This is a genomic window from Bradyrhizobium sp. NBAIM01 (assembly GCF_020194115.1).
GTDB classification, from domain to species: domain Bacteria; phylum Pseudomonadota; class Alphaproteobacteria; order Rhizobiales; family Xanthobacteraceae; genus Bradyrhizobium; species Bradyrhizobium yuanmingense.
The window spans coordinates 1-26,666 of sequence record NZ_JADYVU010000018.1 but is presented as its reverse complement, the minus strand read 5'-3'; the positions used below and the strand labels follow the sequence as shown (position 1 = coordinate 26,666).

The 26,666-nt window shown below is 65.2% G+C and carries 24 protein-coding genes; 12 read left to right on the top strand and 12 right to left on the bottom strand.

Annotated elements, in window-relative coordinates; translation table 11 throughout:
* Position 1: 1 nt before the first annotated feature.
* Positions 2 to 976: a ketopantoate reductase family protein gene (locus I6F31_RS32575; protein WP_225148510.1), complete on the bottom strand. Its 975-nt coding sequence runs from the start codon at positions 974 to 976 to the stop codon at positions 2 to 4.
* 151 nt (positions 977 to 1,127) lie between these two features.
* On the opposite strand from I6F31_RS32575, the gene I6F31_RS32570 reads away from it, so the two are divergent.
* A complete protein-coding gene (locus tag I6F31_RS32570) occupies positions 1,128 to 1,928 on the top strand; it encodes an enoyl-CoA hydratase-related protein (protein ID WP_225186782.1) in 801 nt (266 codons plus the stop codon).
* Here the strand turns inward: I6F31_RS32570 and I6F31_RS32565 are convergent.
* Together I6F31_RS32565 and I6F31_RS32560 are read right to left on the bottom strand one after the other, a co-directional pair.
* Positions 1,925 to 2,488 (bottom strand): NADAR family protein, encoded by a 564-nt coding sequence (locus tag I6F31_RS32565; protein ID WP_036026370.1) that lies wholly within the window; start codon positions 2,486 to 2,488, stop codon positions 1,925 to 1,927. The two genes, I6F31_RS32570 and I6F31_RS32565, sit on opposite strands and share 4 nt — an antisense overlap.
* Before the next feature lie 43 nt (positions 2,489 to 2,531).
* A complete protein-coding gene (locus I6F31_RS32560; protein ID WP_225186781.1) occupies positions 2,532 to 2,804 on the bottom strand; it encodes a hypothetical protein in 273 nt (90 codons plus the stop codon).
* 112 nt (positions 2,805 to 2,916) lie between these two features.
* On the opposite strand from I6F31_RS32560, the gene I6F31_RS32555 reads away from it, so the two are divergent.
* From I6F31_RS32555 to I6F31_RS32540, 4 genes are all read left to right on the top strand, one after another.
* Entirely contained in the window at positions 2,917 to 4,284 is a 1,368-nt protein-coding gene (locus I6F31_RS32555; RefSeq protein ID WP_225186780.1) for an FAD-dependent oxidoreductase, read from the top strand.
* Positions 4,285 to 4,315: 31 nt separating this feature from the next.
* Positions 4,316 to 5,320 carry an ABC transporter substrate-binding protein gene (locus I6F31_RS32550; RefSeq protein WP_225186779.1) on the top strand — a complete coding sequence of 335 codons (1,005 nt, stop codon included), beginning with the start codon at positions 4,316 to 4,318 and terminating at the stop codon, positions 5,318 to 5,320.
* 358 nt (positions 5,321 to 5,678) lie between these two features.
* A complete protein-coding gene (locus tag I6F31_RS32545) occupies positions 5,679 to 6,452 on the top strand; it encodes an ABC transporter ATP-binding protein (protein ID WP_225186778.1) in 774 nt (257 codons plus the stop codon).
* Positions 6,445 to 7,266, top strand: a complete 822-nt coding sequence (locus I6F31_RS32540) for an ABC transporter permease (protein WP_225186777.1) — start codon at positions 6,445 to 6,447, stop codon at positions 7,264 to 7,266. The genes I6F31_RS32545 and I6F31_RS32540 overlap by 8 nt, the downstream gene beginning before the upstream one ends.
* A 120-nt stretch (positions 7,267 to 7,386) precedes the next feature.
* Here I6F31_RS32540 and gtdA read toward each other — a convergent pair whose 3' ends face one another.
* Complete coding sequence (gtdA, locus tag I6F31_RS32535; RefSeq protein ID WP_225186776.1) at positions 7,387 to 8,427, bottom strand: gentisate 1,2-dioxygenase; 1,041 nt, start codon at positions 8,425 to 8,427, stop codon at positions 7,387 to 7,389.
* A 213-nt stretch (positions 8,428 to 8,640) separates the two neighbouring features.
* Here gtdA and maiA point away from each other — a divergent pair, with 213 nt between their 5' ends.
* Together maiA and I6F31_RS32525 are read left to right on the top strand one after the other, a co-directional pair.
* Complete coding sequence (gene maiA / locus I6F31_RS32530) at positions 8,641 to 9,273, top strand: maleylacetoacetate isomerase (RefSeq protein ID WP_225186775.1); 633 nt, start codon at positions 8,641 to 8,643, stop codon at positions 9,271 to 9,273.
* The gene (locus I6F31_RS32525; protein WP_225113689.1) at positions 9,263 to 9,775 is read left to right on the top strand and encodes a MarR family transcriptional regulator; all 513 of its coding nucleotides are present in this window, start codon (positions 9,263 to 9,265) and stop codon (positions 9,773 to 9,775) included. The genes maiA and I6F31_RS32525 overlap by 11 nt, the downstream gene beginning before the upstream one ends.
* 148 nt (positions 9,776 to 9,923) lie before the next feature.
* On the opposite strand, the gene I6F31_RS32520 is transcribed toward I6F31_RS32525, so the two are convergent.
* The 6 genes from I6F31_RS32520 to I6F31_RS32495 form a co-directional block, all read right to left on the bottom strand.
* Positions 9,924 to 11,537: a benzoate-CoA ligase family protein gene (locus I6F31_RS32520; protein ID WP_225186774.1), complete on the bottom strand. Its 1,614-nt coding sequence runs from the start codon at positions 11,535 to 11,537 to the stop codon at positions 9,924 to 9,926.
* Positions 11,534 to 12,697, bottom strand: coding sequence for an FAD-dependent monooxygenase (locus I6F31_RS32515; protein WP_192893001.1), 1,164 nt, complete (start codon positions 12,695 to 12,697; stop codon positions 11,534 to 11,536). The genes I6F31_RS32520 and I6F31_RS32515 overlap by 4 nt, the downstream gene beginning before the upstream one ends.
* Before the next feature lie 187 nt (positions 12,698 to 12,884).
* Positions 12,885 to 13,100, bottom strand: coding sequence for a hypothetical protein (locus I6F31_RS32510; protein ID WP_036026389.1), 216 nt, complete (start codon positions 13,098 to 13,100; stop codon positions 12,885 to 12,887).
* Positions 13,101 to 13,233: 133 nt separating this feature from the next.
* Positions 13,234 to 14,067: a cysteine rich repeat-containing protein gene (locus tag I6F31_RS32505; protein ID WP_225186773.1), complete on the bottom strand. Its 834-nt coding sequence runs from the start codon at positions 14,065 to 14,067 to the stop codon at positions 13,234 to 13,236.
* A 147-nt stretch (positions 14,068 to 14,214) separates the two neighbouring features.
* On the bottom strand, positions 14,215 to 15,222 hold the full coding sequence (locus tag I6F31_RS32500) for an NADP-dependent oxidoreductase (RefSeq protein WP_225186772.1): 1,008 nt from the start codon (positions 15,220 to 15,222) through the stop codon (positions 14,215 to 14,217).
* Positions 15,223 to 15,404: 182 nt separating this feature from the next.
* The gene (locus I6F31_RS32495) at positions 15,405 to 16,199 is read right to left on the bottom strand and encodes a RimK-like protein (RefSeq protein WP_036026399.1); all 795 of its coding nucleotides are present in this window, start codon (positions 16,197 to 16,199) and stop codon (positions 15,405 to 15,407) included.
* Between the two features lie 373 nt (positions 16,200 to 16,572).
* Between I6F31_RS32495 and I6F31_RS32490 the strand changes: the two genes are divergently transcribed.
* The 3 genes from I6F31_RS32490 to I6F31_RS32480 all read left to right on the top strand — a co-directional run bounded on the left by I6F31_RS32490 (position 16,573) and on the right by I6F31_RS32480 (position 19,745).
* Positions 16,573 to 17,346, top strand: a complete 774-nt coding sequence (locus I6F31_RS32490) for a ferredoxin--NADP reductase (protein WP_225186771.1) — start codon at positions 16,573 to 16,575, stop codon at positions 17,344 to 17,346.
* A gap of 435 nt (positions 17,347 to 17,781) precedes the next feature.
* Positions 17,782 to 19,407, top strand: coding sequence for an FMN-binding glutamate synthase family protein (locus I6F31_RS32485; protein WP_036014247.1), 1,626 nt, complete (start codon positions 17,782 to 17,784; stop codon positions 19,405 to 19,407).
* A gap of 98 nt (positions 19,408 to 19,505) precedes the next feature.
* Positions 19,506 to 19,745: a PilZ domain-containing protein gene (locus I6F31_RS32480; protein WP_036026401.1), complete on the top strand. Its 240-nt coding sequence runs from the start codon at positions 19,506 to 19,508 to the stop codon at positions 19,743 to 19,745.
* A 178-nt stretch (positions 19,746 to 19,923) separates the two neighbouring features.
* On the opposite strand, the gene I6F31_RS32475 is transcribed toward I6F31_RS32480, so the two are convergent.
* Complete coding sequence (locus tag I6F31_RS32475) at positions 19,924 to 21,219, bottom strand: hemolysin family protein (protein ID WP_225148522.1); 1,296 nt, start codon at positions 21,217 to 21,219, stop codon at positions 19,924 to 19,926.
* 242 nt (positions 21,220 to 21,461) lie between these two features.
* On the opposite strand from I6F31_RS32475, the gene I6F31_RS32470 reads away from it, so the two are divergent.
* Both I6F31_RS32470 and I6F31_RS32465 read left to right on the top strand, forming a co-directional pair.
* Positions 21,462 to 23,537, top strand: a complete 2,076-nt coding sequence (locus I6F31_RS32470) for a HAMP domain-containing methyl-accepting chemotaxis protein (RefSeq protein WP_225148523.1) — start codon at positions 21,462 to 21,464, stop codon at positions 23,535 to 23,537.
* Between the two features lie 116 nt (positions 23,538 to 23,653).
* The gene (locus I6F31_RS32465; RefSeq protein WP_225148524.1) at positions 23,654 to 24,385 is read left to right on the top strand and encodes a sulfite exporter TauE/SafE family protein; all 732 of its coding nucleotides are present in this window, start codon (positions 23,654 to 23,656) and stop codon (positions 24,383 to 24,385) included.
* A gap of 8 nt (positions 24,386 to 24,393) precedes the next feature.
* On the opposite strand, the gene I6F31_RS32460 is transcribed toward I6F31_RS32465, so the two are convergent.
* Entirely contained in the window at positions 24,394 to 26,364 is a 1,971-nt protein-coding gene (locus I6F31_RS32460; RefSeq protein ID WP_225186770.1) for a carbohydrate porin, read from the bottom strand.
* Positions 26,365 to 26,666 lie beyond the last annotated feature (302 nt).

Genomic DNA, 26,666 nt, shown 5'->3' with positions numbered 1-26,666 from the left:
CTCACGCGGAATAAAGCCCCTTGTCGCGCGCCTTCTGGATCGCGAGCGCGGCGATCAGGTCGAGCGTCGGCGTGGACAGGCCGGCGGTGCGCGCGAAGGCCTGGGGCGCCTTCACCAGCACGTCGACTTCCATGGCGCGGCCGAGCTCGTAATCCTGCAGCAGCGACGGCTTGTGGTTGGGGGCGGGGCCGCTGCGGCTGGCACGCTTGACCTCGGGAATGAAGTATTGGGCGATCTCGTTGGCCTCGTTCAGCATGCGCGGAATTACCTCCGTGAAGGCGGGGTCGTCGCGCACGCCGCGCGCGGTCTGGCCTGTAAGCAGGCACAGCACCGACAGCGACATGTTGGTCAGCAGCTTTGACCAGATCGCCTCGCGGATCTCGGCGACCGGCGGCGATTCCAGCCGCGCATCGTTGAAGACGCCGCGCAGTTTCGTGATCCGCTCGCAATTGCGGTCGTCGCATTCGCCGATCAGGAGGCGGTTGCGGTCCGGCGTCAGGTTCTGCACCACGCCGGGCGCGATCACCTCGTTGGAGGAGAAGATCACGCCGCCGATGATCCGCTCCTTCGGGATGCAGGCGCGCAGGCGCCCGCCGGGATCGAGGAATGAAATGTCGGGCGGTGTCGGGTGCCGCGGCGGCAGGCCGATACCGTACCACCAGGGAATGCCGTTCTGCGCGAACACGATCGCAGTATCGTCCTGGAGCAGCGGCTTGATGCTGGAAACCAGTCCCTGAAGCGCCGTCGCCTTCAAGGTCGAGATCACGACGTCCTGCGGGCCGAGCTGGGCCGGGTCGCCTGACGCGTTCACCTTGGCGCCGACCTCGGAATCGCCGACGCGCAGCTTGAGCCCACCCGCGCGGGCCGCCTCCAGATGCGCGCCCCGCATCACGCAGCTGACCTCATGGCCGGCGCGCGCCAGCCGTACCGCAATGTGGCTGCCGACGGCGCCTGCGCCGAAAATGCAGATGCGCATATTGATATCCCGTATCCATCCCGTGGTGTCGCCCGCAGCCAGCATGACACAAGCCGCCATGCGATGGACGCGGCCGCCCTACGCCGGAAAGATATGGATCAGGGCAGGCGCGCTCAGCCATAGTGCGCGGCAAACAACCGGAGGACCGCCGATGACTGCCAGCCCCGTCCTGTGGAGCCTCGATGAACGCGGGGTTGCGACCGTCACGTTGAATCGGCCGGAAGTCAACAATGCCTATGACGGCGCGCTGATCTCAGGCGTGCTCGCGGCCATGGACGACCTCGGCAGCAAGCCCAATTTGCGCGTCGTCGTGCTCCGGGGCAACGGCAAGCACTTCCAGGCCGGCGCCGACCTCAAATGGATCAACAGTGTGCGTCCGCAATCGGCTGAGGCGAACGAGGCGGCCTCGCGGGCGACGTTCGAAGCCGTGCAGCGGCTCAACACGTTGCCGATCCCCACCGTCGCGCTGGTGCAGGGCGGCTGTTTCGGGGGCGGTACCGGCGTCATCGCGGCTTGCGATGTCGTGATTGCCGCCGACAACGCCCTGTTCTCGATCACCGAGGTGCGCTGGGGCCTGACCGCCGCGATCATCGTCCCGCAGCTCTGCGATGCCATTAGTGTACGGCAAGTCCGCCGCTACGCGCTGACCGGCGAGCGCTTCGGCGCCGAAGACGCCCGCCGCATCGGCCTCGTCCACGAGGTGGTGCCGCTCGCCGATCTCGAGGCCGCAGGCGCCAAGGTGGTCGAGCAGCTGCTCGCCAACGGACCGGAGGCGATGGCCGAGACCAAGCGGCTTGCGCTGGAGAGCTCGTTCGGCGGCATGGCCGTGAACGATGCCGCTTACACCCGGCTCGTGCGATTGCACTCGCTCAAGCGCCAGAGCGCCGAGGCGGCGGAGGGACTGGCCTCCTTCGCCGAGAAGCGGGCGGCGAACTGGGGTAGTGGCAGCTAGGGCGCCGACGATCCTGATTTCAGTGAATGGCGGGCTTTCATCAGCGCAAAACCCAGCAGGTTGAGGCCCGGCCAGTTATGCGGGTCACTGGCTCGCTTGTCGTCTGCGGCAACACCGATCCCCCAGACGCTATCAACGGGGCTGGCTTCTACAAGCACAGCATCACGGGTCGCGAGCAGCCAGTCTCCGAGCTCCGGGTTCTGGCCAAACTTCGCCAAATTGCCGCGTACCGCGACGTCGAAGCGATGGACTATCCAGCGCTCCTCGTCGAAGCCCTTGACTCGCCGACCGAGCTTCTTCGCTTCCGAAGGACCGGGCGCAGAAAGGATGGCGGCGAGCGTGTCCTGATCCCCAAATAGTTCAGCCTTCTGGGCCATCATATAGTGCTCGGCTGTACTATAGGTTTGGCCATCAATGACGAAGGTCGCCGGCCACCACTGGCTGAGCACGTGCTTGCCGATCCTGTGATCCTTCGGAGTGTGTCCCCAGAAGAAGACGAACTCGGGAGCCCATCCAGAACTGATTGCGTTCCTTAGAGCATCAACTCCATCGATCTGCATCCCTATGCTTCCTCTTGTCCGTCCTTGGATCCTGCCATCGTGGTCAGCAGCCGCGGCAGATGTTGTTGATGCTGCGATAGACCGCGTCGTCATCCTGTCGCAATTGGCGCAGCGTTTCGAGCGTCGTGCTCTCAGCCGCCGGCGCGGCCGGCTTGCGCTTGGCCGCAAGTTCTTCCTCCTGGCGTTTGTAGCAGGCTTCGCGATCGGGCTTGGCGGGGATGAAGCGGCAGTTTTGCTCCACGGCCGAGGCGGGAACGGCCGAGATCGCGATAGCGATAGAAGCGGCGAAGCAGTATCTGACGATGATCGAATCCATGCCTGCACTTGTCTCAGGTCCACCGTTAGCGAGCAACCGCGATCTTGCGGGCATGAGGACCGCCGGCTAAGCCGTGATCCAGTTCGAACCAGATTCCGGGAAGGAACGCGCCATGTGGGCCACGACGATCGACGAACCAGCGCGCAAAGTACCGCTCTATGGCGAATATGAAGTCGTCGTGCTCGGCGGCGGGCCGGCCGGCATCGTGGCGGCAGCCGCAGCGGCGCGCGCGGGGCGGAAGACGCTGCTGATCGAACGTTACGGCTTTCTCGGCGGCATGGGCACAGCGGCCGGCGTCACCAATTTCTGCGGCCTGCACGGCAATGTCCATGGCGAGCACCGGCGGCTGGTGCAGGGGCTGGCCTCGGAGCTGCTGGCGCGGATCGATCGCTTGAACGGCCTCAACGCGCCGCATCTGATCCTCGGCAAGGTTTTTGCCCAGGCCTATGACACCGCCGCCTACAAGATCGCGGCCGACCAGCTGCTCGCCAGCCATAAGGTGAATATGCTCTTCCACGCCCTCGGCGCCGGCGTCGTGACGGCCGATGAGCGCCGCATCGACGCGATGCTGATCGAGACCAAGGCTGGCCGGCAGGCGGTGCGCGCGGAGATCTTCGTCGACTGCTCCGGCGACGGCGATCTCGCCGTGTGGGCCGGCGCGCCGTTCGAGATCGGCGACGAGCATGGCCATCCGCTCTACCCCTCGATGATGCTCCGTCTCAACGGCATCGATCCCGCCAAGGCCGGCGAGGCCTGGCGCACCATTCCGCAATTGATGGAAAAGGCCGTCGCGGCCGGCACGCACAGGTTTCCGCGCAGAAGCGCGATCGTGCGGCCACAGAAATCCGGCATCGAATGGCGGGTGAACTTTACGCAGGTGGCGCGCGAGGACGGCCATGCCATCAACGGCATCGAGCCCGACGATCTCACCCGCGGCGAGATCGAAGGCCGCAAGCAGGCGCTCGCCGCCTACGAATTCCTGCGCAGCGCGGTGCCCGGGTTTGAGAAGTCCTACATCGTCGATCTGCCGCCACAGCTCGGCATCCGCGAGACCCGCCGCATCGAGGGCGGCTACCAGCTCAGCGGCGAGGACGTGCTCGGCTGTGCCTCGTTCGCGGACTCCATCGGCGTCAACGGCTGGCCGATCGAGGCCCATGTGCCCGGCGACGTCGTCTTCACCTTCCCGCCGATCCCGGAATCGCGCGGCTACAACGAGCTGCCTTACCGGATGCTGGTCCCTGAAGGCGTCGACAATCTCCTGGTCGCCGGCCGCTGCGCCTCGATGACCCACGAGGGCCAGTCGGCGGCGCGGGTCTCGGGGGCCTGCTTCGCGATGGGTGAAGCCGCCGGTTCCGCCGCCGCGCTGGCGCTGTCCGGAAACCGGATTCCACGCGAAATCCCCATTGAAAAGTTGCAGGAAACGTTGAAACAACAGGGCGCCTTCATCGGACGGGACCAGGCGGTGCCCGAAGGCCTGTAAACGCACTGCAAGACAAAGCGGAGGAAACGGGATGATCGGGATTGCGCGGCTCGCGGTAGGGGGCCTGATGGCGATCATGGCTATGGGCACGGCACGGGCCGAGGATGCGCTAAAAGCCAAGGTCGGCGTGCTCCGCCTGTCCTCGTCGGCGCCGGTCTTCATCGCGCTGGACAAGGGCTATTTCCGTGAGGCCGGCTTGGAGGTCGAGCTGAAGTTCTTCGACGCGGCGCAGCCGATTGCGGTCGCCACCACCTCGGGCGACGTCGATTTCGGCGTCACCGCCTTCACCGCCGGGCTCTACAATCTCGGCGGCAAGGGCACGCTGAAGGTGATCGGCGGCATGAGCCGCGAGAAGCCCGGCTACCCCCTGATCGGCTATTTCGCCAGCAACAATGCCTATGCGAGCGGCCTGAAGACGCCGAAGGACCTCGCCGGCAAGCGTGTGGCGATGACGCAGGTCGGATCGAGCTTCCATTATTCGCTCGGCCTGCTCGCCGACAAATACGGCTTCAAGCTGGCGGACGTAAAGATCGTGCCGCTGCAATCGCTGTCGAATGCCGCCGCCGCGCTCAAGGGCGAGACCGTCGATGCCGCGTTGCTGCCGATCTCGACTGCGCGAAAGCTGATGGACGAGGGCGGCGCGAAATTCCTGGGCTGGGTCGGTGACGAGACGCCGTGGCAGCTGGGCGCGGTATTCGCCGCGCCGAAGACGTTGGCCAACAAGGCGCTGGTGACGAAATTCCTCGGCGTGCTCGCGAAAGCCGACCGCGAATATCACGACGTCATCCTTGCCGCGATGAAGGACGGTGTCGCCCCGATCAACGACAAGACCAGGCCGCTGCTGGAGATCATCGCAAAGTACACCAACCTGCCGGTCGAGCAGGTGGTCGGCAACTGCGCCTATATCGATCCCGACGGCAAGCTCGACGTGAAGAACGTCGACAACCAGATCAAATGGCTGCAGGAGCAGGGCTTCGTCGACAAGGGCTTTGATGCGGAAGCGATCATCGCGAAGGAATTCGTGAAGGTGGATTGATGCTGATTGTGCAAACTCCCGCGGCAGGCGATCTGCCACCCTCCCCTGGAGGGGGAGGGTCGATCGCACCGGCGATGCGCAGCATCGTCCGGAGCGAGCGGGGCGGGGTGAGCCACGGCGGTGGTCTATCTGTCGCTTGCTCCGACCATTCGCGGGAAGTTCGGGGGCAGGAATTGCCAGCATCCGCGCCGATAGACTGTCACCCCACCCCGGTTCGCATTTCGCTTCGCTCAATACGACATAGCCGAAGCTTGGCTTCGGCGTTCTCAGGGACGGCCGCCATAGGCGGCCTATGCCCTCCCCCTCCAGAGAAGGGTGAAGAGCGCGCACACCAGCCCGAGCAGAAACGGTGCGCCTCATGGACCTGATCGCCAGCCACATCTCCCATCGCTTCGGCGATCTCGCTGTGCTCGACGACGTCTCGTTCACCGTCGGGGCCGGCGAGGTGGTAGCGATCGTCGGGCCCTCCGGCTGCGGCAAAAGCACGCTGCTGTCGATCCTCGGCGGGTTGCTGCAGCCGACCTCCGGCGCGCCCGAGCTGCGCGGCGCGCCGCCGGCGGACAGTCTCAATCCGCTGACCTTCGTGTTCCAGGACTTCGCGCTGCTGCCCTGGGCGACGGTGGAGGAAAACGTCGAATTCCCGCTGCTGCACACCCAGCTCTCGGCCGCGCAGCGCCGCGCGCTGGTCGAGGATGCGCTGCGCCGCACCGGCCTCACCGATTTTCGCCAGACCTATCCAAAGCAGCTCTCCGGCGGCATGCGCCAGCGCGTCGGCATCTCGCGCGCGCTTGCGGTGAGGCCCGCGATCCTCTTGATGGACGAGCCGCTGTCGGCGCTGGATTCGCAGACTCGCGAGCTGCTGCTGGAGGATTTCATCCGCCTGCTTGCCGATGGCGGCATGGGCGCGGTCTACGTCACCCACAATCTCGAAGAGGCCGCGCGGCTCGCCGACCGCATCGTGGTGCTGTCGCGCCGTCCTGGCCGCACCCGCGAGGTCGTCACCGTGCCGATGGCGCGGGCGACGCGCGGCGAAGTGGCGGCGCGCGAAAAGCTCCTGGTGCTGCAGAACCAGATCTGGTCGCTGATCCGCAACGAGGCGATCGATGCCGAGCGCGAGGTCCAGCATGCTTGACCGCGCGGCAACGGACACGGCCAAGAACGAAGCTACGCGGCCCGTCCGCTTCCGCGGCGCCGGTTTCGTGCCTGCCTCGAGCCGGTACGGCGGCTGGATCGCGCTCGCTTTGGTGATCGCGATCTGGCAGGCGGCGGGCAGCGCCGGCCTCGTCAATGCGCTGTTTCTGCCGACTCCTTCCGCAATTGTCCGCGCGATCTATCAGCTGGCCGTTTCCGGCGCACTCTGGCAGCATGTTTCGGCCTCGCTGCTGCGGATCGGCGTCGGCTGGCTGTTGGGAACGGCGGCCGGCATCGCCGTCGGTTTCGCCATCGGCCTGTCGCGTCTCGCGCGCAGCGTCGGCATCACCTTCATCTCGGCGCTGTTTCCGATCCCGAAGATCGCGCTGCTGCCGCTGCTCATTCTCTGGCTCGGCATCGGCGAAGAGCCGAAGATCGCGACCATTGCGTTAGGGGTATTCTTCTCGACCGCGATCTCGGTCTATAGCGGCGTCGATGCCGTGCCGCGCAACCTGATCCGCATGGCGCAGAGCTTCAACGTTCCGTTCGCCACCATCGTGCGCAAGGTGATCTGGCCGGGCGCGCTGCCGGCGATCCTCGCGGGCTTCCGCATCACCGCCTCCGTCGCGCTGCTGCTGGTCGTCAGCGCCGAGATGATCGGCGCCCAATACGGCATCGGCGCCTTCGTGCTGCAGGCGGGCAACCTGATGCAGACCGATCAGTTGCTCGCCGGCGTCGTGATCCTGTCGGTGTTCGGCCTCGTCGTGGGGAAGGTGATCGGCTGGCTGGAGATGCGGCTGTTGCACTGGCGCTAGATACGATCACCGGCGCCGTAGGGTGGGCAAAGCGAAGCGTGCCCACCATTCCTTCATGAGTCGCGAAGACGTGGGCACGGCGCAAGGGCGCCTTTGCCCACCCTACGAGACCGGCGACCGTCACGCGTTCCCGCGGTCTTCCCTGAACAGATCCAGCTTCTGCTGCACCGGCCGATCCGAGAAGCTGAACAGCACGGCGTCCTCATCCGCCTCGTGCGTCACCCAATGCCAGCTCGGCACCACGAACAGGTCGCGCAGGCCCCATTCGAACATTGTATCGCCGACGCGGCTCCGACCCTTACCCTCGATCGGGCAGAACACCGTCGCATCGGTCGAACGATAGCGCGCGGTGTTGAAACCCTTCGGCAGCAGCTGGATGAAGGTGCCAATCGTCGGCATCGCGAAATCGCCGGTCTCGGGGTTGCTGAACTTCAGCTTGAGGCCGTGGCAGGCGTCCCATTCCTGGCTCGTCCTAGCCTTCTCCAGCGCCTCGCGGGTGTAGGCATAGGGATAGCTGAAGATCGGCGAAGTCTTCGAGCTCCGCTTCACATCAACGGGCAAGAGGTTGTGGCCGTAGCGGGCAAAGCTGTCGCCCGCGGGCTTGGTGATCTTCTGCTGGTCTTCCTTCGCGCCTTCGGCAAAGGAGCAGTCGAAGAATTGCACCAGTGGAATGTCGAGGCCGTCGAGCCAGAACATCGGCTGATCGGTCTCGTTGGAATGATCGTGCCAGGTCATCGACGGCGTGATGATGAAGTCCCCGGGCTCCATCGCAGTGCGCTCGCCGTCCACCGCGGTGTGGGCGCCCCTGCCTTCGAGCACGAAGCGCAGCGCCGACTGGCTATGCCGGTGCGCAGGCGCGACGTCGCCGGGCACCACCATCTGCACGCCGGCATAGAGCGAGGTCGTAATTTTGGATTGCCCGCGCAGTCCCGGGTTCTCCAGCACCAGCACGCGCCGCTCGGCTTCCTTGGCGGTGATGAGCTTGCCGGCTTCAACCATGTAGTCGCGGATGACGTCGAACTTCCAGAGGTGAGGCCGGCACGCGCTTTTCGGCTCCGGCGTGATCAGGTCGCTCATCACCGTCCACAGCGCGGTGAGATTCTCGCCGTCGATCTTCCGGTAGAACGCCTCGCGTTCCGGCGTCTTGGTCACGGCTTCCATGGTTGCTGCTCCCGATCGTTTGTTGATTGACAGTATACTGAGGATCTAGGTAGCGTCAACGTGACGGATGACATACAAGGTTGTCATTCCGGGGCGAAGGGCCGCGCAACGCGTGGCCCGGCGAGCCCGGAATCCATAACCACGATCGGGAGTATGGATTCCGGGCTCGACGCTGGCGCGTCGCCCCGGAATGACAAAAGCAGGGAGGTCTCAATGAAGCTGCACGGCTATTTCCGCTCCAGCGCCGCCTATCGCGTGCGGATCGCGCTGAACCTCAAGGGGCTCGGCGCCGAGCATCTGCCGCATCATTTGCGGAAGCGCGAGCAATGCGCCCCCAGCTATCTCGCCATCAACCCGCAGGGCCTGGTGCCGGCGCTGGAGGACGATGCGGGCGGAGTGCTGACGCAATCGGTCGCCATCATCGAATGGCTCGACGAGACCCATCCCAATCCGCCGCTGTTGCCGAAGGATCCGCTGCGCCGCGCCAAGGTGCGGGCGTTTGCGCTGGCGATCGCCTGCGACACCCATCCGGTGCAGAACCTGAAAGTGCTGGCGCGGCTGCGTGAGCTCGGCCTGCCCGAGGAGAAGGTCCAGGATTGGGCCGCCTGGGTCAACCGCGAGGGCCTGTCGGCCTGCGAGACGCTGATCAAGGACGAGAAGGGCCCATTCTGCTTCGGCAATGCGCCGACGCTGGCCGATCTCTGCCTCGTGCCGCAGCTCGGCAATGCGCGCCGCTTCGGCGTCGACGTCTCCGCCTATCCGCGCCTGCTCCAGGCCGAGGCCGCCGCCAAGGCACTGCCGGCATTTGCCGATGCCGCGCCGGAGAAGCAGCCCGATGCCGAGTAAGCCGCCCCCTCCGATCACGATCGACGCGGTCTATGCCGCGCCGGGCTATCTGTTCCGGCGCATGCAGCAGATCGCCGTCTCGATCTTCATGGAGGAGTGCAAGGCGTTCGACCTCACGCCGGTGCAATATGCCGCGCTGGTCGCGATCCACACCCATCCCGGCATCGACGCGACGCGGCTGTCGGCGGTGATCGCTTTCGACCGCTCCACGCTCGGCAGCGTGATCGAACGTCTCCAGGCCAAGGCCTATATCGAGCGCAAGCCGGCGCCGGAAGACAAGCGGATCAAGCTCCTGTACTTGACGAAGTCCGGCGCCGCGATCCTGCGCGAGATCATCCCCGCCGTCGAGCGCGCCCAGGCCCGGATGCTGGAGCCGCTCAAGCCCGCCGACCGCAAGGCGCTGATGGGCCTGCTGGCGCAGCTGGTCGATCTCAACAACGAAGCCTCCCGCGTGCCGCTGCGCGCGGAGGACGCGCTGGAGCATCTTGGGAAGGCTGGGTGAGGGCGCCCCGGCCGGCCCGGAGCGCGATCTCGTAGGGTGGGCAAAGGCGCGAAGCGCCGTGCCCACGATCTCTCTTCTGTTGGGGAATGGTGGGCACGCTCCGCTTTGCCCACCCTACGATTGCGATGCGCGGAAGTCCGTCCTCGCCTCACATCCGCAGCAACGCCTGCCGATCGATCTTCCCCGTCCCCGTCTTCGGCAACTCGTCGATGAAGATCACCTCGCGCGGATATTTGTAGGGCAGCAGCCTGGCCTTGACATAGTCCTGCAGCCTGCGCGTCGCCTCACTCTGGTCGACCGCTCGGCTGTTCATCACCACCACCGCCTTCAGCGTCATGCGACGGTCCGGCAGCTCGGCGGCGAACACCGCGCATTCGCGGATGTCGGGGTGATCGGCGAGGCACAGCTCGACCTCGAGCGGGTAGACCCACTGGCCGGAGATCTTGATGAGATCGTCGGCGCGGCCACGGAAGAAGTGGAAACCGTCGGCATCCCGCACGAAGCGATCACCGGTGTAGATCCAGCCGCCCTCGCGGATGGTCTCGGCGGATTTGTCCGGCCGGTTCCAGTACAGCGGCGTGTTGGAATCACCGCGGACCCACAGAATCCCTTCCTCGTTGTCGCCGACGTCGCGGCCGTCCTTGTCGCGCAGCGCGACCTCGTAGCCGGGAACGCGCAGGCCCGCAGCACCGAGCTTCTTCTGCTCGGGCCGGTTGGAGAGATAGATGTGCAGCACCTCGGTCGAGCCGAGGCCTTCGACGATTTCGAGCCCCGTGAGCGTCTTCCAGCCGTTGAAGACCTCGGCCGAAAGCACCTCGGCGGCGGAGAGTGCCATGCGCAGCGACGAGAAGTCCGTCTTGTCCGCGCCCTCGGCCTTGGTTAGCGCGGTGTACAGCGTCGGAAGGCCGAAGAAGATTGTCGGCTTGTACTGCTCGATCGCCGCGAAGATCGCTGCCGGCTTCGGCTGGCCCGGCAGCAGCAATGTTGCGGCGCCGCCCGAGAACGGGAAGGTGACGGAATTGCCGAAGCCATAGGCGAAGAAAATCTTCGGCACCGAGAAGCAGATGTCGTCAGGCGTCAGCTTCAGTACGTTCCGCGCAAAGGCGGCATCGGTGTAGGCCATGTCGTGCTGCAGGTGCACGATGCCTTTGGGCCGTCCGGTCGAGCCGGAGGAGTACATCCAGAACGCCATTTCGTCGCGCCGCGTCGGCGCTTCCGCCAGCTCAGCAGAAAATTGCGCGAGCCAGCTCGCCGCCGCGAGCGCCCGCGGCGCCGCGTGCTCGCCGGCCGCGCCGTTGGCGACGATCAGCGTATGCAGCTTGGTCTCCCTGCAAGCCTCGGCATTGAAGCGCGCTGCGAATTCCGCATCCGCCACCGCGACGGTCGCGCCGGAATCGGCGAGGTAGAATTGCAACAAGTCCGGCGGCGTCAACGTGTTGATCAGCAACGGCACGAAGCCGGCGCGCACGGCGCCGAAGAAGGCGGCGGGGTAGGCCGGCGTGTCGTCGAGAAACAACAGCACGCGATCGCCGCGCGCAAGGCCAAGCGAGGCGAAACCGTTGCCCCAGCGGCAGGCCTCCGCGCAGAGCTCGGAATAAGTGCGCGTGCCTGCCGGCCCCAGGAGAGCGAGCTTGTCGCCGCGGCCCTTGCCGAGATTGTCGAACAGCACGCGGCCGGCATTGTAGATGTCGGGAACGGCAAAGCCGATCTCGCGCGCGCCATCGCTGTCCGCTGGCACCTGGTCACGGATGTCATGGCTCATGCCGCATCTCCGCCCTTGTCTTCGGCGCCGTCTCCGGCGTTCCTGGCCGCCTCGTAGCGAGCCATGAAGGCCGGCGACATCGCACGCAGCCGGGAATCGTCGATGCGGCCCGAGCGGGTGATGTAGCTGTAGGCAAAGTCCATCAGGGGAAGCTTCATGTGCTCGGCGAAATGTTCGTACCAGAACGCACTGGTGCGCGCCGCGTTGACGAGCTTCTGCACGATGGGCTTGCGCGCGGCCTGATAGCGATGCAGCGCGGTCGCAAGATGCGCATCCGACTCCAGCGCCTTGACGAGGGCGATGGCGTCCTCGATCGCGAGCCGTGTGCCCGAGCCGATCGAGAAATGCGCCGAATGCAGGGCGTCGCCGAGCAGCACCATGTTCTTGAACGACCAGTGCTCGTTCCAGATCCAGGGAAAATTGCGCCAGACCGATTTGTTGGAGACGAGGCAATGGCCGCCGAGCGTGTCGGCGAACACCTCCTCGCAGACGCCCTTGGACTGCTCGACGTCCTTGTAGGCGAACCCATAGGCCTGCCAGGTGGCGTAATCGCATTCGACCAGGAAGGTGCTCATGGTCGGCGAATAGCGGTAGTGATGGGCGTTGAAGGCGCCGCGTTCGGTCTTCACGAAAGTCTGCGACAGCGTGTCGAAGCGTTTCGAGGTGCCGTACCAGACGAACTTGTTGGATGAGTAGGACAGCGAGGTGCCGAAATCGCCCTCATAGGCGCGGCGCACCAGCGAGTTCAGCCCGTCGGCGGCAACGATCAGATCGTGGCCGTTGAGCTGGTCGATCGCCTGGATCTGCGTGTCGAAGCGTGGCGTGACGCCGATAGCGAATGCGCGCTGCTGCAGGAATCTGAGCAGCTCCAGCCGGCCGATCGAGGAGAAGCCGACGCCGTCGATGGCGACGCTGTCGCCATGCAGGTGCAGCGTGATGTTCTCCCAGCTCTCCATGTGCGGGGCGATCGCATCGACCGTCTCGGGGTCGTCGGCGCGCAGGAATTCCAGCGCCTGGTCGGAGAACACGACGCCAAAGCCCCAGGTCGCGTCGGCCGGGTTCTGTTCGAACAGGTCGACCTGATCCTCGGGGTGACGCTTCTTCCAGAGATAGGCGAAGTAGAGCCCACCGGGCCCCCCGCCAATCACGGCGATCCGCAACGTCTGCCTCCCTAATTGACAGTATACTTACTATCTAGGGGTAGACTAATGTGCTCCGGTGTCCTGCGCCAGCGGAATTATTGCCAGCGCGCGGCACGCCAAAGCACGTGTCCGGACACGCTCGTGCGCGTCCGAAACTGTCAGGTGCGAATCATAGCCAAACCGGGGCGGATTGGCCACCGGAGCGTCAGACGCAGCGCTTCACATAGACCCCGTTCACCAGAACCCTGGTGCAGCGGACCGCCGGCACCGGCTTGCGGACGACCACGGCTGCATTCGGGCCGGCGCAGCCGGCGCGAACGACGCCGCGCGCGCATACCACCGCGTTGGCGTCGGTGGTCTCGAAGGTCATGGTGGCGGCGAAAGCCAGAAGCGCAGAAGCAACGAGCAGCAATGAACGCATGTTGTCCTCCCGGGGCTTGTCGTGGTCGTAGCGGCCTTTCAAACAAGGATCGGTTAGTTTACGCCTCAGCACGCGAAAACCTTTGCGTCACGCACCGCAATTCATGCCGCGGACGAATTAAGCTCGCTCGGTCTCATCGCGCCGCGAAAGGCGCGAGCACCTCCTTGCAGGCCGGCGAGAGCGATGCCGCCCGGTTGGAAATGCATTGGATGATCCGGCCGCCGCCGGGCGCCACGCCGGCGCAGAGCGTGCGGATATCGGCGCCGCAAGCTGACCGCACGATGAACAGCTCTTCGCGCGGCAGCAATGGCCGCAGCACGATGGCGGCCGGAGCCGCGGCAGGCGCCGCCTCTGCGGCCGGTGCAGCAGCGGAAGCAGGCGCGGCCGCTCCGCCACCGAAAGCCGCATTCACCGCCTTGGCGCAACCGGCCGACACCTTCGCCTTGTTCTTCTCCAGGCATTCGAGCGCGGGCGCGCCGCCGGGCGGCACGCTGGCGCAGACCTTGGGATAATCGCCGCGGCAGGCGCTCTTGATCGCGGAAACCTGCGCGGGGCTCGGCTGCTTTGCTGCTGCTGCCTTCGGCGCGGCCGCCGCTCCCGGCTTGGAAGCTGGCGCGGCAGCCGGCGCCGCTTCCGTTTTGGCCGGTTCAGACTTGGCCGGTTCAGATTTGGCCGGTTCAGATTTGGCGGGCGCCGCTTCGGTCTTCGGCGCGGCGGCCGGTTCGACCGCGCGAACCGCAGCCTGGCAGCCCGACGACAGGCTCGACATGTTCTTGGCGAGGCATTGATACGCCTCCACTCCGCCAGGCGTCACGCTCGAGCAATGCGCCATGAAGTCCGAGCGGCATGCGGACCGGATCGTGCTTTTCTGGGCCTCGGTCTGCGCGAACGCTCCTGTTGCAGTTGCGAGGAGTGCTGTCGCCAGCAACGCCGCGCGCGTCGATGCATGCTTCAACCTTTTGAACATTTGAATGAATTCCTGCCCGATCGGGAACGCCGACCATCCTGAAAAAATATGCAAGCGCAATCGTCGCGAGGGTCAGCTCGCGAGCGGCATCTTTGGCCGCTTCGGCCTCTACCGCAAGTCAATTATGGCGGCGCAATTGGGGCGCGACTACGTCGTCAGTCTCACCATGCGCTTGCCGCGGTTCTCGCCTGCGAGCAATCCAATCAGCGCTTTCGGCGTGGTCTCAAGTCCATCGAGAATGTCCTCCTGCACCTTGAGCTTGCCGGATTTCACCCAAGCCTGGAGATCGGCGAGCGCGCGCTCGCTGTCCTTCATGTAGTCCATCACGATGAAGCCCTGCATGGTCAGCCGCTTCACCACGATCAGGCCGGGCACGCCGCGCGGGCCATGTGCGGCAGGCGCGCCGTCATATTGCGAGATCGCGCCACAACAGGCGATGCGGCCGTAATTGTTCATCTGCGGCAGGCAGGCTTCGAGGATGTCGCCGCCGACATTGTCGAAATAGACGTCGATGCCATCAGGCGCCGCTGCGCGCAGCGCCTTGAACACCGCGCCATCCTTGTAGTCCACGGCGGCATCGAAGCCGAGCTCGGAGGTCAGCCAGTTGCACTTGTCGGCGCCGCCGGCGATGCCGACGACGCGGCATCCCCTGATCTTGGCGATCTGTCCGACGATCGAGCCGACCGAGCCTGCGGCTGCGGAGACCACGACCGTCTCGCCCTCTTTGGGCTTGCCGATCTCAAGCAGGCCGAAATAAGCGGTGAGGCCGGCGATGCCGAACACGCTGAGCAGGTGCGTCATCGGCTCGAGCTTCGGCATCTTGGTCAGATGCTTCGCCGGCACGGCGGCAAATTCCTGCCAGCCGGTGTCGCCGAATACGATATCGCCGGGCGCAAGCCCCGCTGCCTTCGAGTTGACGACCTCGGCGATGGCGCCGCCGGCCATGACACTGTTGGCTTCGACGGCGGAACGATAGGTCGCGCCGTGCATCCAGGCGCGGTTGGCTGCGTCGAGCGAGATATAGCGCACACGCAGCAAGGCCTCGCCGTCCTTCGGCTCCGGCATCGCGCCCTCGACCATCCTGAAATGTTCGGGACCGAGCTTGCCGCTGGGCTTCTCCACCAGCAGGATCTGGCGATTGATGTTGCCGCTCATGGCGTTTCCCTTTTCAGTTGCTTGACGATCATTGATGCAGCCGCCGCAAGGAAAGCGTGCAAGCCGCATGCGTCGTGCGCTGCATGAAGGCTAGAGCGCCGCTTTCCATTTCACAACGGGAACATCCTGAAAACGCGGCCGCACGCAGAAGGGGTTGCAGCTTGCGCTTGGCGCTCAGAGCGTCACGCAAACACCCGGTCGAGCGCCGCGTCATACGTCGCCTGCACCAGCTCCGGGTGCAGCTTGCCCAGCGCCTCCATCATCACGCCGGAATTGATCTCGAGCACCTTCCATTCGCCGTTCACGCGAACCACGTCGATCGAAGCAAAGACGATGCTGATGGCGCACGCGGCATCGATCGCGAGCTTTGCGCAGGCCGCGCGGACTTCGCCGTCCTCCAGCAACACCGGCTTTGCGCCGGCATCGAGATTGTGCCGCCAATCCGAGCCGCGCTGCTTGCTGTAGACGACGAGCGGCATGTCATCGAGCAGGACCACGCGGACCTCCTCCTCGATCGCGACAAAGGGCGAGATCACGAGCCCCGTACTCATCGAAAAGACCTCGCTGGCCGCCCGGTTGAGCTCCGCCTCCGTCGTCACCTTGAACACCGATCGCCCTGATGTCCCCTCGTTCGGCTTCACCACCACGCCCTGCGGGTTTTGGGCAAGCTGCGCCAGCATCCCCTCGCGCCAATCGGCGCCGGCGACATGCACGCCCAGCTTCGGGTTGAGGAACAGCCGATGCGGAACGCAGGGCACCTCCGCCAGCGTCAGCGCCTCGGCGGTGGCCGATTTGTCATTGGCGAGGCGATGGGCGATGGCGCTGTTGAGGCCGATGTCGTAGCCGAAGGCGAAACGGCGCCGCGGCCCCCGGCGCATTGCGATCAGCCAGCCGTCGGAGCGGACATCGACCGCGATGCCCCTCTCGGCGCAATACCGCCTGATCGCCTGAACGAAGATCCGCTCGCCGCTTGCCATGCTGTTTCGTCATTCCTGTCGCCAAAAGCCGCAAAAATGCGGGCATCGGCGCCAAACCGGCTGAAAATCAGAGCTATTCTTAATGAAATTCTTGCGAGCGCGCCGGAAATTAAGTGCTGCAATGAAGGCCGGGAGGGAAAAGAAATTATCCTCCACGCGCGCCAGGCAGCAGATTCCTTAATGATGTGACCAGTTCTGCCGCAAATGCCGGTTTGACCGGCATCAATTGCATCCGAAACGAGGTTGATTATTGGTCTCAATGGCGTAGATCACACACGCGAAATCCTCCGCCATGGCAAATGGTGCCGCCCCGATTTCAGGGCCGGGCAACGCTTTTGGCCTAAAACCGCAGTTATTCGGAATATCGAAAATCATGAGCGCGTTTTACCGAGAGAAGGTTCTTTCCGTCCACCACTGGACCGACACGCTGTTCAGCTTCCGCGCCACCCGCGATACCGGCTTCCGGTTCCAGAACGGCCAGTTCGCCATGATCGGCCTCGAGGTCGATGGCCGGCCGCTGCTGCGGGCCTACAGCATGGCGAGCGCCAACCACGAGGAAGAACTCGAGTTCTTCTCGATCAAGGTGCAGGACGGTCCGTTGACCTCGCGCCTGCAGAAGATCAAGGAAGGCGACACCATCCTGGTCGGCCGCAAGGCGACCGGCACGCTGATCACCGACAACCTGCTTCCCGGCAAGCGGCTGATGCTGCTCTCGACCGGCACCGGCCTTGCGCCCTTCGCCAGCCTGATCAAGGACCCCGAGGTCTACGACCAGTTCGAGTCCATCGTGCTGGTGCATGGCTGCCGCCAGGTCTCCGAGCTCGCCTATGGCGAGAAGCTGGTCGCGACCCTGCGCGACGATGAGCTGTTCGGCGAGCTGCTCGCGGACAAGCTCGTCTATTATCCGACCGTGACCCGCGAGCCGTTCAAGAACCGCGGTCGCATCACCGACCTCATCAGCTCCGAGCAGATCTTCAACGACATCGGGCAGGGCCCGCTCGACATCGCAACCGATCGCATCATGATGTGCGGCAGCCCGGCGATGCTGGAAGAGCTGAAGCAGATGTTCGAGAGCCGCGACTTCGTCGAAGGAAGCGGCAACAAGCCCGGCCATTTCGTGATCGAGAAGGCCTTCGTCGAGCGCTGAGTTTTGCTGAGGAAGTGGCGCGATCGCGCGCCACACTCACTCGTCCTCCCGGACAAGCGCGCCCCAAGCGCGCGCCGATCCGGGACCCATAGCCACAGGACGTGGTTATGCGACGGCTCGGAGTGACAGCTTTCTTTCACCACGTAATCCCGTGGTTATGGATCCCGGGTCTGCGCTGACGCTTGCCCGGGACGACAACTGAGTTTCAGTGGCGGCTGTCGCCTCCTCCCTCTGCTGCACCGCAAAATCCGTCCATCCGGCTGATTGATTTGTCTCGGCCGAATTCGCTAGCCTGAAACAAGGGCGGCGTCATATCCGTATGACAGGCGCGGGCGTATCGTGACGCCTTCTGCTGGCGAGAGGATCGGAATCGTGGCCGACGACAACAAGACGCATGCATCCCCGAAACGCCTGCCGCTGGCGGAGGAGGGGATCATGGAAACCCTGCTGCTGCCCTTCTCGCCGCGCTTCATCGTGCTGACGATCTGCGCGGTGGTCACCGCGCTCCTGATCGGCATCGGCATCTCCGACGGCAAGATCTTCGACATCCTGCTGATTCCGATCCTGATCTTCGGCGCGCTGACCCTGCTCGGCGTCCGCGATCTTCTGCAGAAGAGCCACGCGGTGCTGCGCAACTACCCGATTTCGGCGCATATCCGCTTCCTGCTCGAAGAGATTCGCCCCGAGATGCGGCAATATTTCTTCGAGAGCGAGAAGGACGGCATGCCGTTCTCGCGCGACACCCGCGCGGTGGTCTATCAGCGCGCCAAGATGGAGCTCGACAAGCGTCCTTTCGGCACACAGGAGGACGTCTATCGCGAGGGCTATGAGTGGATGCATCACTCGGTCTCGCCGAAGGCGCATGCCACGGAGAAATTCCGTGTGGTGATCGGTGGGCCGGACTGCGCAAAGCCCTATTCGGCCTCGGTGTTCAACATCTCGGCGATGAGTTTTGGCGCGCTCAGCCCCAACGCCGTGCGCGCGCTGAATGCCGGCGCCAAAAAGGGTGGTTTCGCCCACGACACCGGCGAGGGCGGCGTCAGCCCCTATCACCGCGAGATGGGCGGCGACATCATCTGGGAGATCGGCTCGGGCTATTTCGGCTGCCGTCATCTCGACGGCAGCTTCGATCCCGAAGCGTTCGCGCGCGTCGCCGGCGACGACCAGATCAAGATGGTCGAGCTCAAGGTCAGCCAGGGTGCCAAGCCCGGCCATGGCGGCGTGCTGCCGGCGGCCAAGGTCTCCGAGGAGATCTCCAAGATCCGCGGCGTCGCCATGGGCGAGGACTGCATCTCGCCGGCCTCGCACCGCGCCTTCTCGACGCCCGTGGGCATGATGCAGTTCATCGCCGAGATGCGCCGCCTTTCGGGCGGCAAGCCGGCCGGCTTCAAGCTCTGCATCGGCCATCCCTGGGAGTTCCTGGCGATCTGCAAGGCGATGCTGCAGACCGGAATCTATCCTGATTTCATCGTCGTCGACGGCAATGAGGGCGGCACCGGTGCCGCGCCGCTTGAGTTCATGGATCATCTGGGGATGCCGATGCGCGAGGGCGTCAATTTCGTCCACAACGCGCTGGTCGGCATCAATGCGCGCGACCGCATCAAGATCGGCGCCTCCGGCAAGATCGCGACCGCCTTCGACATGGCGCGCGCCATGGCGATCGGCGCCGATTGGTGCAATTCGGCGCGCGGCTTCATGTTCTCGCTCGGCTGCATCCAGTCGTTGAGCTGCCACACCGACCGCTGCCCGACCGGCGTGGCGACGCAGGACCCGACGCGGGCGCGCGCGCTCTACGTGCCGCTCAAGATCGACCGCGTGCACAATTATCACCACGCCACGCTGCACTCGCTGACCGAGCTGATCGCCGCGGCCGGGCTCGAACATCCGCAGCAGCTGCGGCCGATCCATTTCAGCCAACGGACGTCGACGACCCAGGTGAAGTCGTTCGCGCAGCTCTATCCGGCGCTGCGTCCGGGCGAGCTGCTCGAAGGCACGGAAGACCCGCGGTTCCGCGACGCCTGGCAGATGGCGCGCGCCGAGACGTTCCAGCCGGCGTTGTAAGATGCGGGCTGCGGCTGCCGTAGGCCAGGGACCTCAAATTGCCGAGAGCGGAGGGTAGGGTTTAACGGCTGGTTCAACTTTGGGTGTAGATTCGCCCCATGGACGAGCGACGCGACAAGGCCCGACATCGCGTGCTGAAGGCCGGAACGATCGAGTTCGGCGGCGGCGCGATCGACTGCACCGTCCGCAATCTCTCCGATACCGGCGCCGCACTCGACGTCGCCAGCCCCGTCGGCATTCCCGATCATTTCACCCTGTTCGTCCAGCCCGACGGCACGCATCGGACCTGCACGGTGGTCTGGCGCAAGGAAAAGCGGATCGGGGTCAGGTTCGGGTGATGATGTTTCCCTCTCCCCTTGTGGGAGAGGGTGGCTCGCCGCGTAGCGGCGAGACGGGTGAGGGGTTCTATCCGCGAATCCAATTTTCGATTGAATGTGCGGAGACAACCCCTCATCCGGCGCTTCGCGCCACCTTCTCCCACAAGGGGAGAAGGAAAAGCGGGTGCGCCGTCACCTGCTACCCCGTCTCGACCTCAGTCAATCGGCTCGCCAAGATCTTGTCGATCCTCCGCCCGTCGAGGTCGACCACCTCGATGTGCCAGCCGCCGAAGTCGAAGGCATCGCCGACATTGGGCAGCATGTTGAATTGTTGCAGCACGAGGCCTGCGACCGTGTTGTAGCGATGCGGCGGCAGATCGATGCCGAGCAGTTCGCCGAACTCGTCGACCGGCATCCAGCCGGAGATCAGCAGCGAATCGTCGTCGCGCCTGATGAAGGCCGGCTCGGGCGGTCCCTCCTCGGAATGAAAGGCGCCGACGATCGAGTAGAGGATGTCGGCGGCGGTCACCATGCCTTCGAAGGCGCCGTATTCGTCGTAGACGAGCCCGACGTGAACCGGGGCCGCTTTCAGGATGGTCAGCACGTCGCGCGCATCTGCCGACACCGGGATGCCGGGCGCCTCGCGCACGAGCGCGCGCAGGTCCGGGCTGCGTTCGTTCATATAGGCGATCAGCAAATCCTTGGCCTGCAGCACGCCGATCGGCTTGTCGCGGTCGCCGTCGGAGACGGGAAAGCGCGAATGCGGGCTCTTGGCGATGATGTCCTGGATGGCGGCGGGATCGTCGTTCAGGTCGATCTCGTCGACCTCGGTGCGCGGCGTCATGACCGCGCCGACCGGCCGGTCGCCTAGCCGCATCACGCCGGCGATCATCTCCTTCTCGCCGGGCTCGAGCACGCCTGCGCTCTCGGCCTCGCTGACGAGGTGATGGATCTCGTCCTCCGAGACTTTCTCCTCGGCCTTGCCGCCGCGGCCGAGCAGCGTGAGGATCAGCTTGCCGGAGACGTCGAGCAGAAACACGAGCGGCAGCGATATTTTCGCGAGCGCGTGCATCGCCGGCGCGACCCGCACCGCGATGCTCTCGGGGTCGCGCAGCGCCACCTGCTTCGGCACCAGCTCGCCGACGATCAAGGTACCGTAGGTGATGAGCGTGACCACGATGCCGACGCCGACGATGTCGGCAATACCTGGGGACAGGCCGAGCTCGAGCAGCCATTGCGTCAGCCGCTGCCCGAGCGTCGCGCCCGAGAACGCGCCGGAGAGCACACCGACCAGCGTGATGCCGATCTGCACCGTCGAGAGGAACTTGCCGGGATCGGCCGCCAGCGTCAGCGCCCGCTCGGCGCCGCGCACGCCCTTGGCCGCGAGCAGCGACAGCCGCGCTGGGCGCGATGACACCACGGCCAGCTCCGACATGGAGAGCAGGCCGTTGATGACGATCAGGACGACGACGATGGCGAGTTCGAGCGAAAGCATTGACGTTCCGGAGGTAAGCAAGTGTGGCCGGGCTGCCGGCAAGCCACTGATATAGGTATTCAGTGCGGAAGTGCTGGCGATTCTGCTTATTCGTCGCCGAAAGGGAACCCGTGCGCGACGGCGTTCCCAAAGGCGTCCGCGACGACTTGACACCCCGCGGAACTACGGATCGTTGCTTAACGAGCCCTTAGTGGCCGCCCGCTAGCTTTTGCCCTTGCAAGAATAGACCCGGGGACCTGAGGATGCGGATCGGAAAGCTTTTCGCGCTGTCGATGCTGACGGTGACGGTGTTTGCAGTCATCCTCGGCGCCGAGGTGCTAATACCGCAGGCGCGCATCTTCACCGATCGCTCCGATGCGATCAAGACGGTGGAGGCATTTGGCGCGACGCTGCTGGCCAACCAGCACGTCGCCAGCCTTCGCGCTCCCTATATCGGACCGATCTTCCAGGAAGGCGCTGCAACGCAGGCGCAGCTCGAAGTTGCCGCGAAGGCCGCGAAAACGGCCGAGGAGGGCTTCGAGGCCGCGAGGCGCGCCGTCATGGTGCTGGACGGCGGCGGCGCCATCGCCGAGAATCTTGACCGTGCCGCGCGGCGGCTGAAGGAAGTCACCACGGCGGCCGATCGCGCGATGAGCGTTCCGCTGGCGGCGCGCGACGGCGCCGCGACCAAGGGATTCCTCCCCGGCGTTGCCGAGGTCATCGGCCACATCGAACCGGTCATGAACAAGCTCGAGGCGAAGGTCATCAACGCCGATTCCTCGCTTGCGGCGCTGTTGAACCTGGCGCGGACGGCGCAGGATCTGCGCGTTTCGGCCGGCAGCCGCGCGGCCACGCTGTCCCCGGCGCTCACTGCGCGCCGTCCGCTCACCGCGGCCGAACTGTCGCTGATGGATCGCATGCAGGGGCGCGTGGAGGTCGATCGCGAGCGCATCGAGGCCGGTCTCGAACAGCTCGAAAATCCCGTCCGCATCGCCACCGCACTGAAGGCGGCTACGGAATCCTATTTTGGAAAAGCCGCGGTTGCCGTGGACAAGGAGATTCCTGCAGCACGGACTGACGGTAAGTACGCCGGCACCGCCGACGAGCTGGCGAAGATCATCGTGCCGGCCATCCAGATGTTCTACGGCGTGCGCGACGCTGCGCTGGCGGAAGCCGCCGAGCGCGCCTCGGCCGCTCGCGACGGCGCGTTGGCGATGCTCGCGCTCGCCGGCGTCGCCGTGCTGGCCCTGCTCGGCACGCTCGGTGGCGTGACCATCATGCTGCGCAGGCGCGTGGTGACGCCGCTCGGCCGGATCGCCGACGTGATCGGAGCGCTCGCCGCCGGGCAGCACGAGGTCGAGATTCCCGCGACGGGCCGCAGCGACGAGATCGGCCAGGTCGCCGGCTCGCTCCAGCATTTCAAGGATTCGCTGCTCGCCAAGAAGTCCGCCGACGAGGCGGCCGCGATCGAGGCGGAAGCGAAGCTGAAGCGCAGCCAGCGCATGGATCAGATCGCGCGCGAGTTCGAAGCCATGATCGGCGACGTCATCAACACCGTCTCGTCGGCATCCTCGGAGCTGGAAGTCTCCGCGGGAACGCTGACGAGCACGGCCGAGCAATCGGAAAAGGTCACGGCGACTGTTGCGGCCGCATCCGAGCAGGCCTCCACCAACGTGCAGACCGTTGCCGCCGCGGCCGAGGAGATGGCCTCGTCGGTCGACGAGATCAGCCGTCAGGTTCAGGATTCCGCGCGCATCGCCGGCGAGGCCGTGCAGCAGGCCGGGCGGACCAACGAGCATGTCGGCGAGCTCGCCAGGGCTGCGGGGCGGATCGGCGACGTCGTCGAGCTCATCAGCCAGATCGCCGGCCAGACCAACCTTCTGGCGCTCAACGCCACCATCGAGGCGGCGCGCGCCGGCGAGGCCGGTCGCGGCTTCGCCGTCGTCGCGTCCGAGGTCAAGGCGCTGGCCGAGCAGACCGCCAAGGCCACCGGCGAGATCAGCCAGCAGATCTCGGGCATCCAGACGGCGACGGAGGACTCCGTCGGCGCCATCAAATCGATCGGCGATACCATCTCCCGCATGTCCGAGATCGCGTCCGCAATCGCCGCGGCGGTCGAGGAGCAGGGCGCAGCGACGCGGGAGATTTCCCGCAACGTGCAGCAGGCCGCGCGCGGCACCCAGCAGGTCTCCGCCAGCATCGTCGACGTGCAGCGCGGCGCGAGCCAAACCGGATCGGCCTCCTCCAACGTGCTCGCATCGGCAAGGTCGCTCTCGGGCGAAAGCAGCCGGCTCAAGACCGAGGTCGGAAAATTCCTCGATGCGATCCGCGCGGCATAACAAGGTCATTGTGCAAGAAGGTCGCTTCACCTAGACTTGCATCCCGGGGATGTCGCAGCCTCCCCGTGAAGTGGTGATCCCACGCAAGCGCTGCTCGCTTATCCGTGGAGCGAGCAATGGACGGGATCGCAATCGAGCTTCCGCTTTTTCTGTTGGCCACCTTCGCCGGCGCGTTCGTCGCCGGCCTCTCCGGCTTCGCCTTCGGCCTGGTCGCGGCATCGTTGTGGCTCTACGTGCTGACACCGCTTCAGAGTGCCAGCCTGATCGTCGGCTTCGGCCTTCTGGTGCAGGGCTATTCGGTCTGGAAGCTGCGCAGCGCCCTCGACTGGCGCCGGCTGTGGCCCTTCATCGTCGGTGCAATCATCGGTGTGCCGGCCGGGGTGTCGCTCCTGACCTGGGCTGATCCCAACAGTGTTCGCATCGCGGTCGGTGCCATCCTGATCGCCTATAGCCTCTATGCATTCTTCCGGCCGCAGCTCAAACTCGCGGCCGTCATGCCGCCGGCCGCCGACATGGCGGTTGGCTTCGTCAACGGCCTGCTTGGCGGGCTCACGGGCCTTGCCGGCATCCTCGTCACCATCTGGTGCAATTTGCGCGGCCTGCCCAAGGACGCGCAGCGCGCCACGTTCCAACCGGTCGCTGTCGTGGTATTCGCCATGGCGGCGTTCTGGCTCGGTGCCAAGGGATCGCTCACATCAGACACCGCGAAGCTGTTCGCGCTCGGCCTGCCGTTTCTGTTCGCCGGAACGTGGCTCGGGCTGAAACTGTTCGGCCGGATCGACGAGGCCACGTTCCGCAAGATCGTGCTGGCGCTGCTGTTCGTCTCGGGTGTGACGCTTCTGTTCTGAGCCGCAGCTCAGAACTCCCCGTGCAACCGCCCCGAAAACACCGATATCGGTCCGCGGTCGGCATTGTAGGCGGGGTTGACGATGAGCTGGTAGTCGGTGGTGAGGGTGATGTTCTTGTTCACCGCATAGGCGTAATAGGTTTCGAGGATACGTTCCTTGCGGTAGTTCAGCGCGCCGTCGCCGACCAGCACACCAAGGCCGCCGGCGGCGAGGAAGTCGCGATAATCCTGCGAGATCGCATTGATCGCGCCGCCGACGCCGATCACGTCGTCGGGTCGGCCCCAAGTCGTGCCTTTGATCGAAACGCCGCCGGACAGGCTGCGATGAATGTCGGTGAAGGCCAGCGTTTCTGTCTTGCCGTCGTTCCAGCTCCAGCGGCCGAACAGGCCGACATCGTCGGTGATCGCCTGCTCGAGGTTGAGCACGTAGCCGTACTTCAGGCGGCCGCGCCGGGTCTGCGCGATGTCGAGATTGAGCGCGGGATTGTCCAGCGTCTCGCGGAAGCTGCCCATGTTGGCGCTATCGAGCCAGCCGATGGTCCTGAGCTTGCCCGGCCGGCCGAACAGCGAGAAGCGCGTCTCGAGCTCGAGCAAATATTGACCGCGCTCCCCGACCCTGGTGTCGAAGTGATTGGCGTTGGACTCGGAGACCATCAGGAAATAGCCGCCGCGTAGCGCCCATTGCTTCTGGTTGAGCTCGGCGGTGACGCCGTAGGTGAGACCGACCTTGTCGGCGGAATAGTCGAAGGCGCCGGGCGCCCAGATCGACCAGTTCATGAAGTCCCGGCGCGTATCCTTGGCGTAGGCATTGCCGTCGAACACGTCGATCACCGGAAACTTGCCGGCCTGAATCGTCAGGCGCGACACGGCGACCTTCTGCCCCAGCTGCAGCTGACCGCTCGCCAGTTCCTCCTGCTCGCCGCCGAATCCAAACGTCTGGCGCACGAACAGGCGCGAGGTGTTGTAGTGCGGATAGGGGAAGTTCGACTTCTGCGCCTCGCCGTTCGGAAATCCGGCCGCACCGACCGTGTCGTTCAGTCCAAATCCCTGCAGCAGCTCGGGATTGTAATAGACCTCGCCGCCGTCCCACAGCCGCGCGTTCAGGAACAGGCTGTTGCTCCAGGTCGCTTTGGCCTGCCGCGATGGCGACAGCGAGTTCGGCCCGGTATAGAGCGCGGGAAAGGATGGATAGCCTTGCGGAAGATAAGTGGTCTGGCCGTGAATCTCCCAGCGGTCCGATTCGGTGTCGATCAGTGAGCTCTTCGGATCATAGCTAGGCAGGCCCGGCCAATCGACCTTGCGGTTGAGGCCGAGCCTGACCTGCTGGAAGTCGAGCGACGAGGACGTGTATTGCGCGCCCGTGGAGAAGGCGACGTTGGCGCCGTCGAAGCGGCTGTAGAGATATTCGAGCCGCGCGCTCCAATGCGGCGCGAAGGCGTATTCGAGGCCGGCGCCTGCGACCCAGCCGGGCCGCGTGTTCAGGATCTTCGGGATTTCGGCGCCGGAGGCCGGCGCGTCGAAATAGCGCTCGCCCATCCAGGCGAAGCCGCCGGTGGCATAGATGAGCCAGGGACCGCTGGTGTAGCCGACGCGGCCGCGCACGCTCGCGGCGTAGTCCCATTGCTGGGTGACGGTGTTGGCGGGCGTTGCCAGGAACGAGACGATCGAGTTCGAGGTGATGTAGTTGGGAAACGTAAAATCGCCTTCGACGCCGACCAGCCAGCCGGAGTTGAGGCGGTAATTGTAGCCCGCCTGCACGCCGCCGATCATGCCGCTGAAGACGCCGCTGTCGCCGAGTGCGGTGCCGTCGTTCAGCGCGAAGCGCGACGAGCCGCGGCTGTAGCCGGCATGCGCGCCGATATAGAGACCGGTCCAGTCATAGACCGCTCTCAAGGCCGGCTCCTTCAGCGGCAGATCGGCCGCGCGGCCGGCGGCCGGAAAAGCCAGCACGCCCGTGGCAATCGCCGCGGCCGTTCGCAAGCACCGGTGTCTGTGACTTCTCAACGCCAAACGCACGCCCCCAAACGCGAATGTGTCCCACCCGCCGCGATATCCCTGCCGGGTCGCGGCGATTCTGTCACCAGGCCTCCGCGTTCGAGGCGACCGGCCGGGATGGTCTCGATTCGCCTCGACTTCGTCCCAAGCTCCTGAACTTGCGACAAGCCCTATTGCGAATAATTCGCAATAGCAACTCACGTTGCGGTGTCGCGGGAGGAGAGTTCGCACTGCTGTGTGACGCGGGTGCAACAAAATCCGGGAATCCAAAACGGAATGACCCCGCC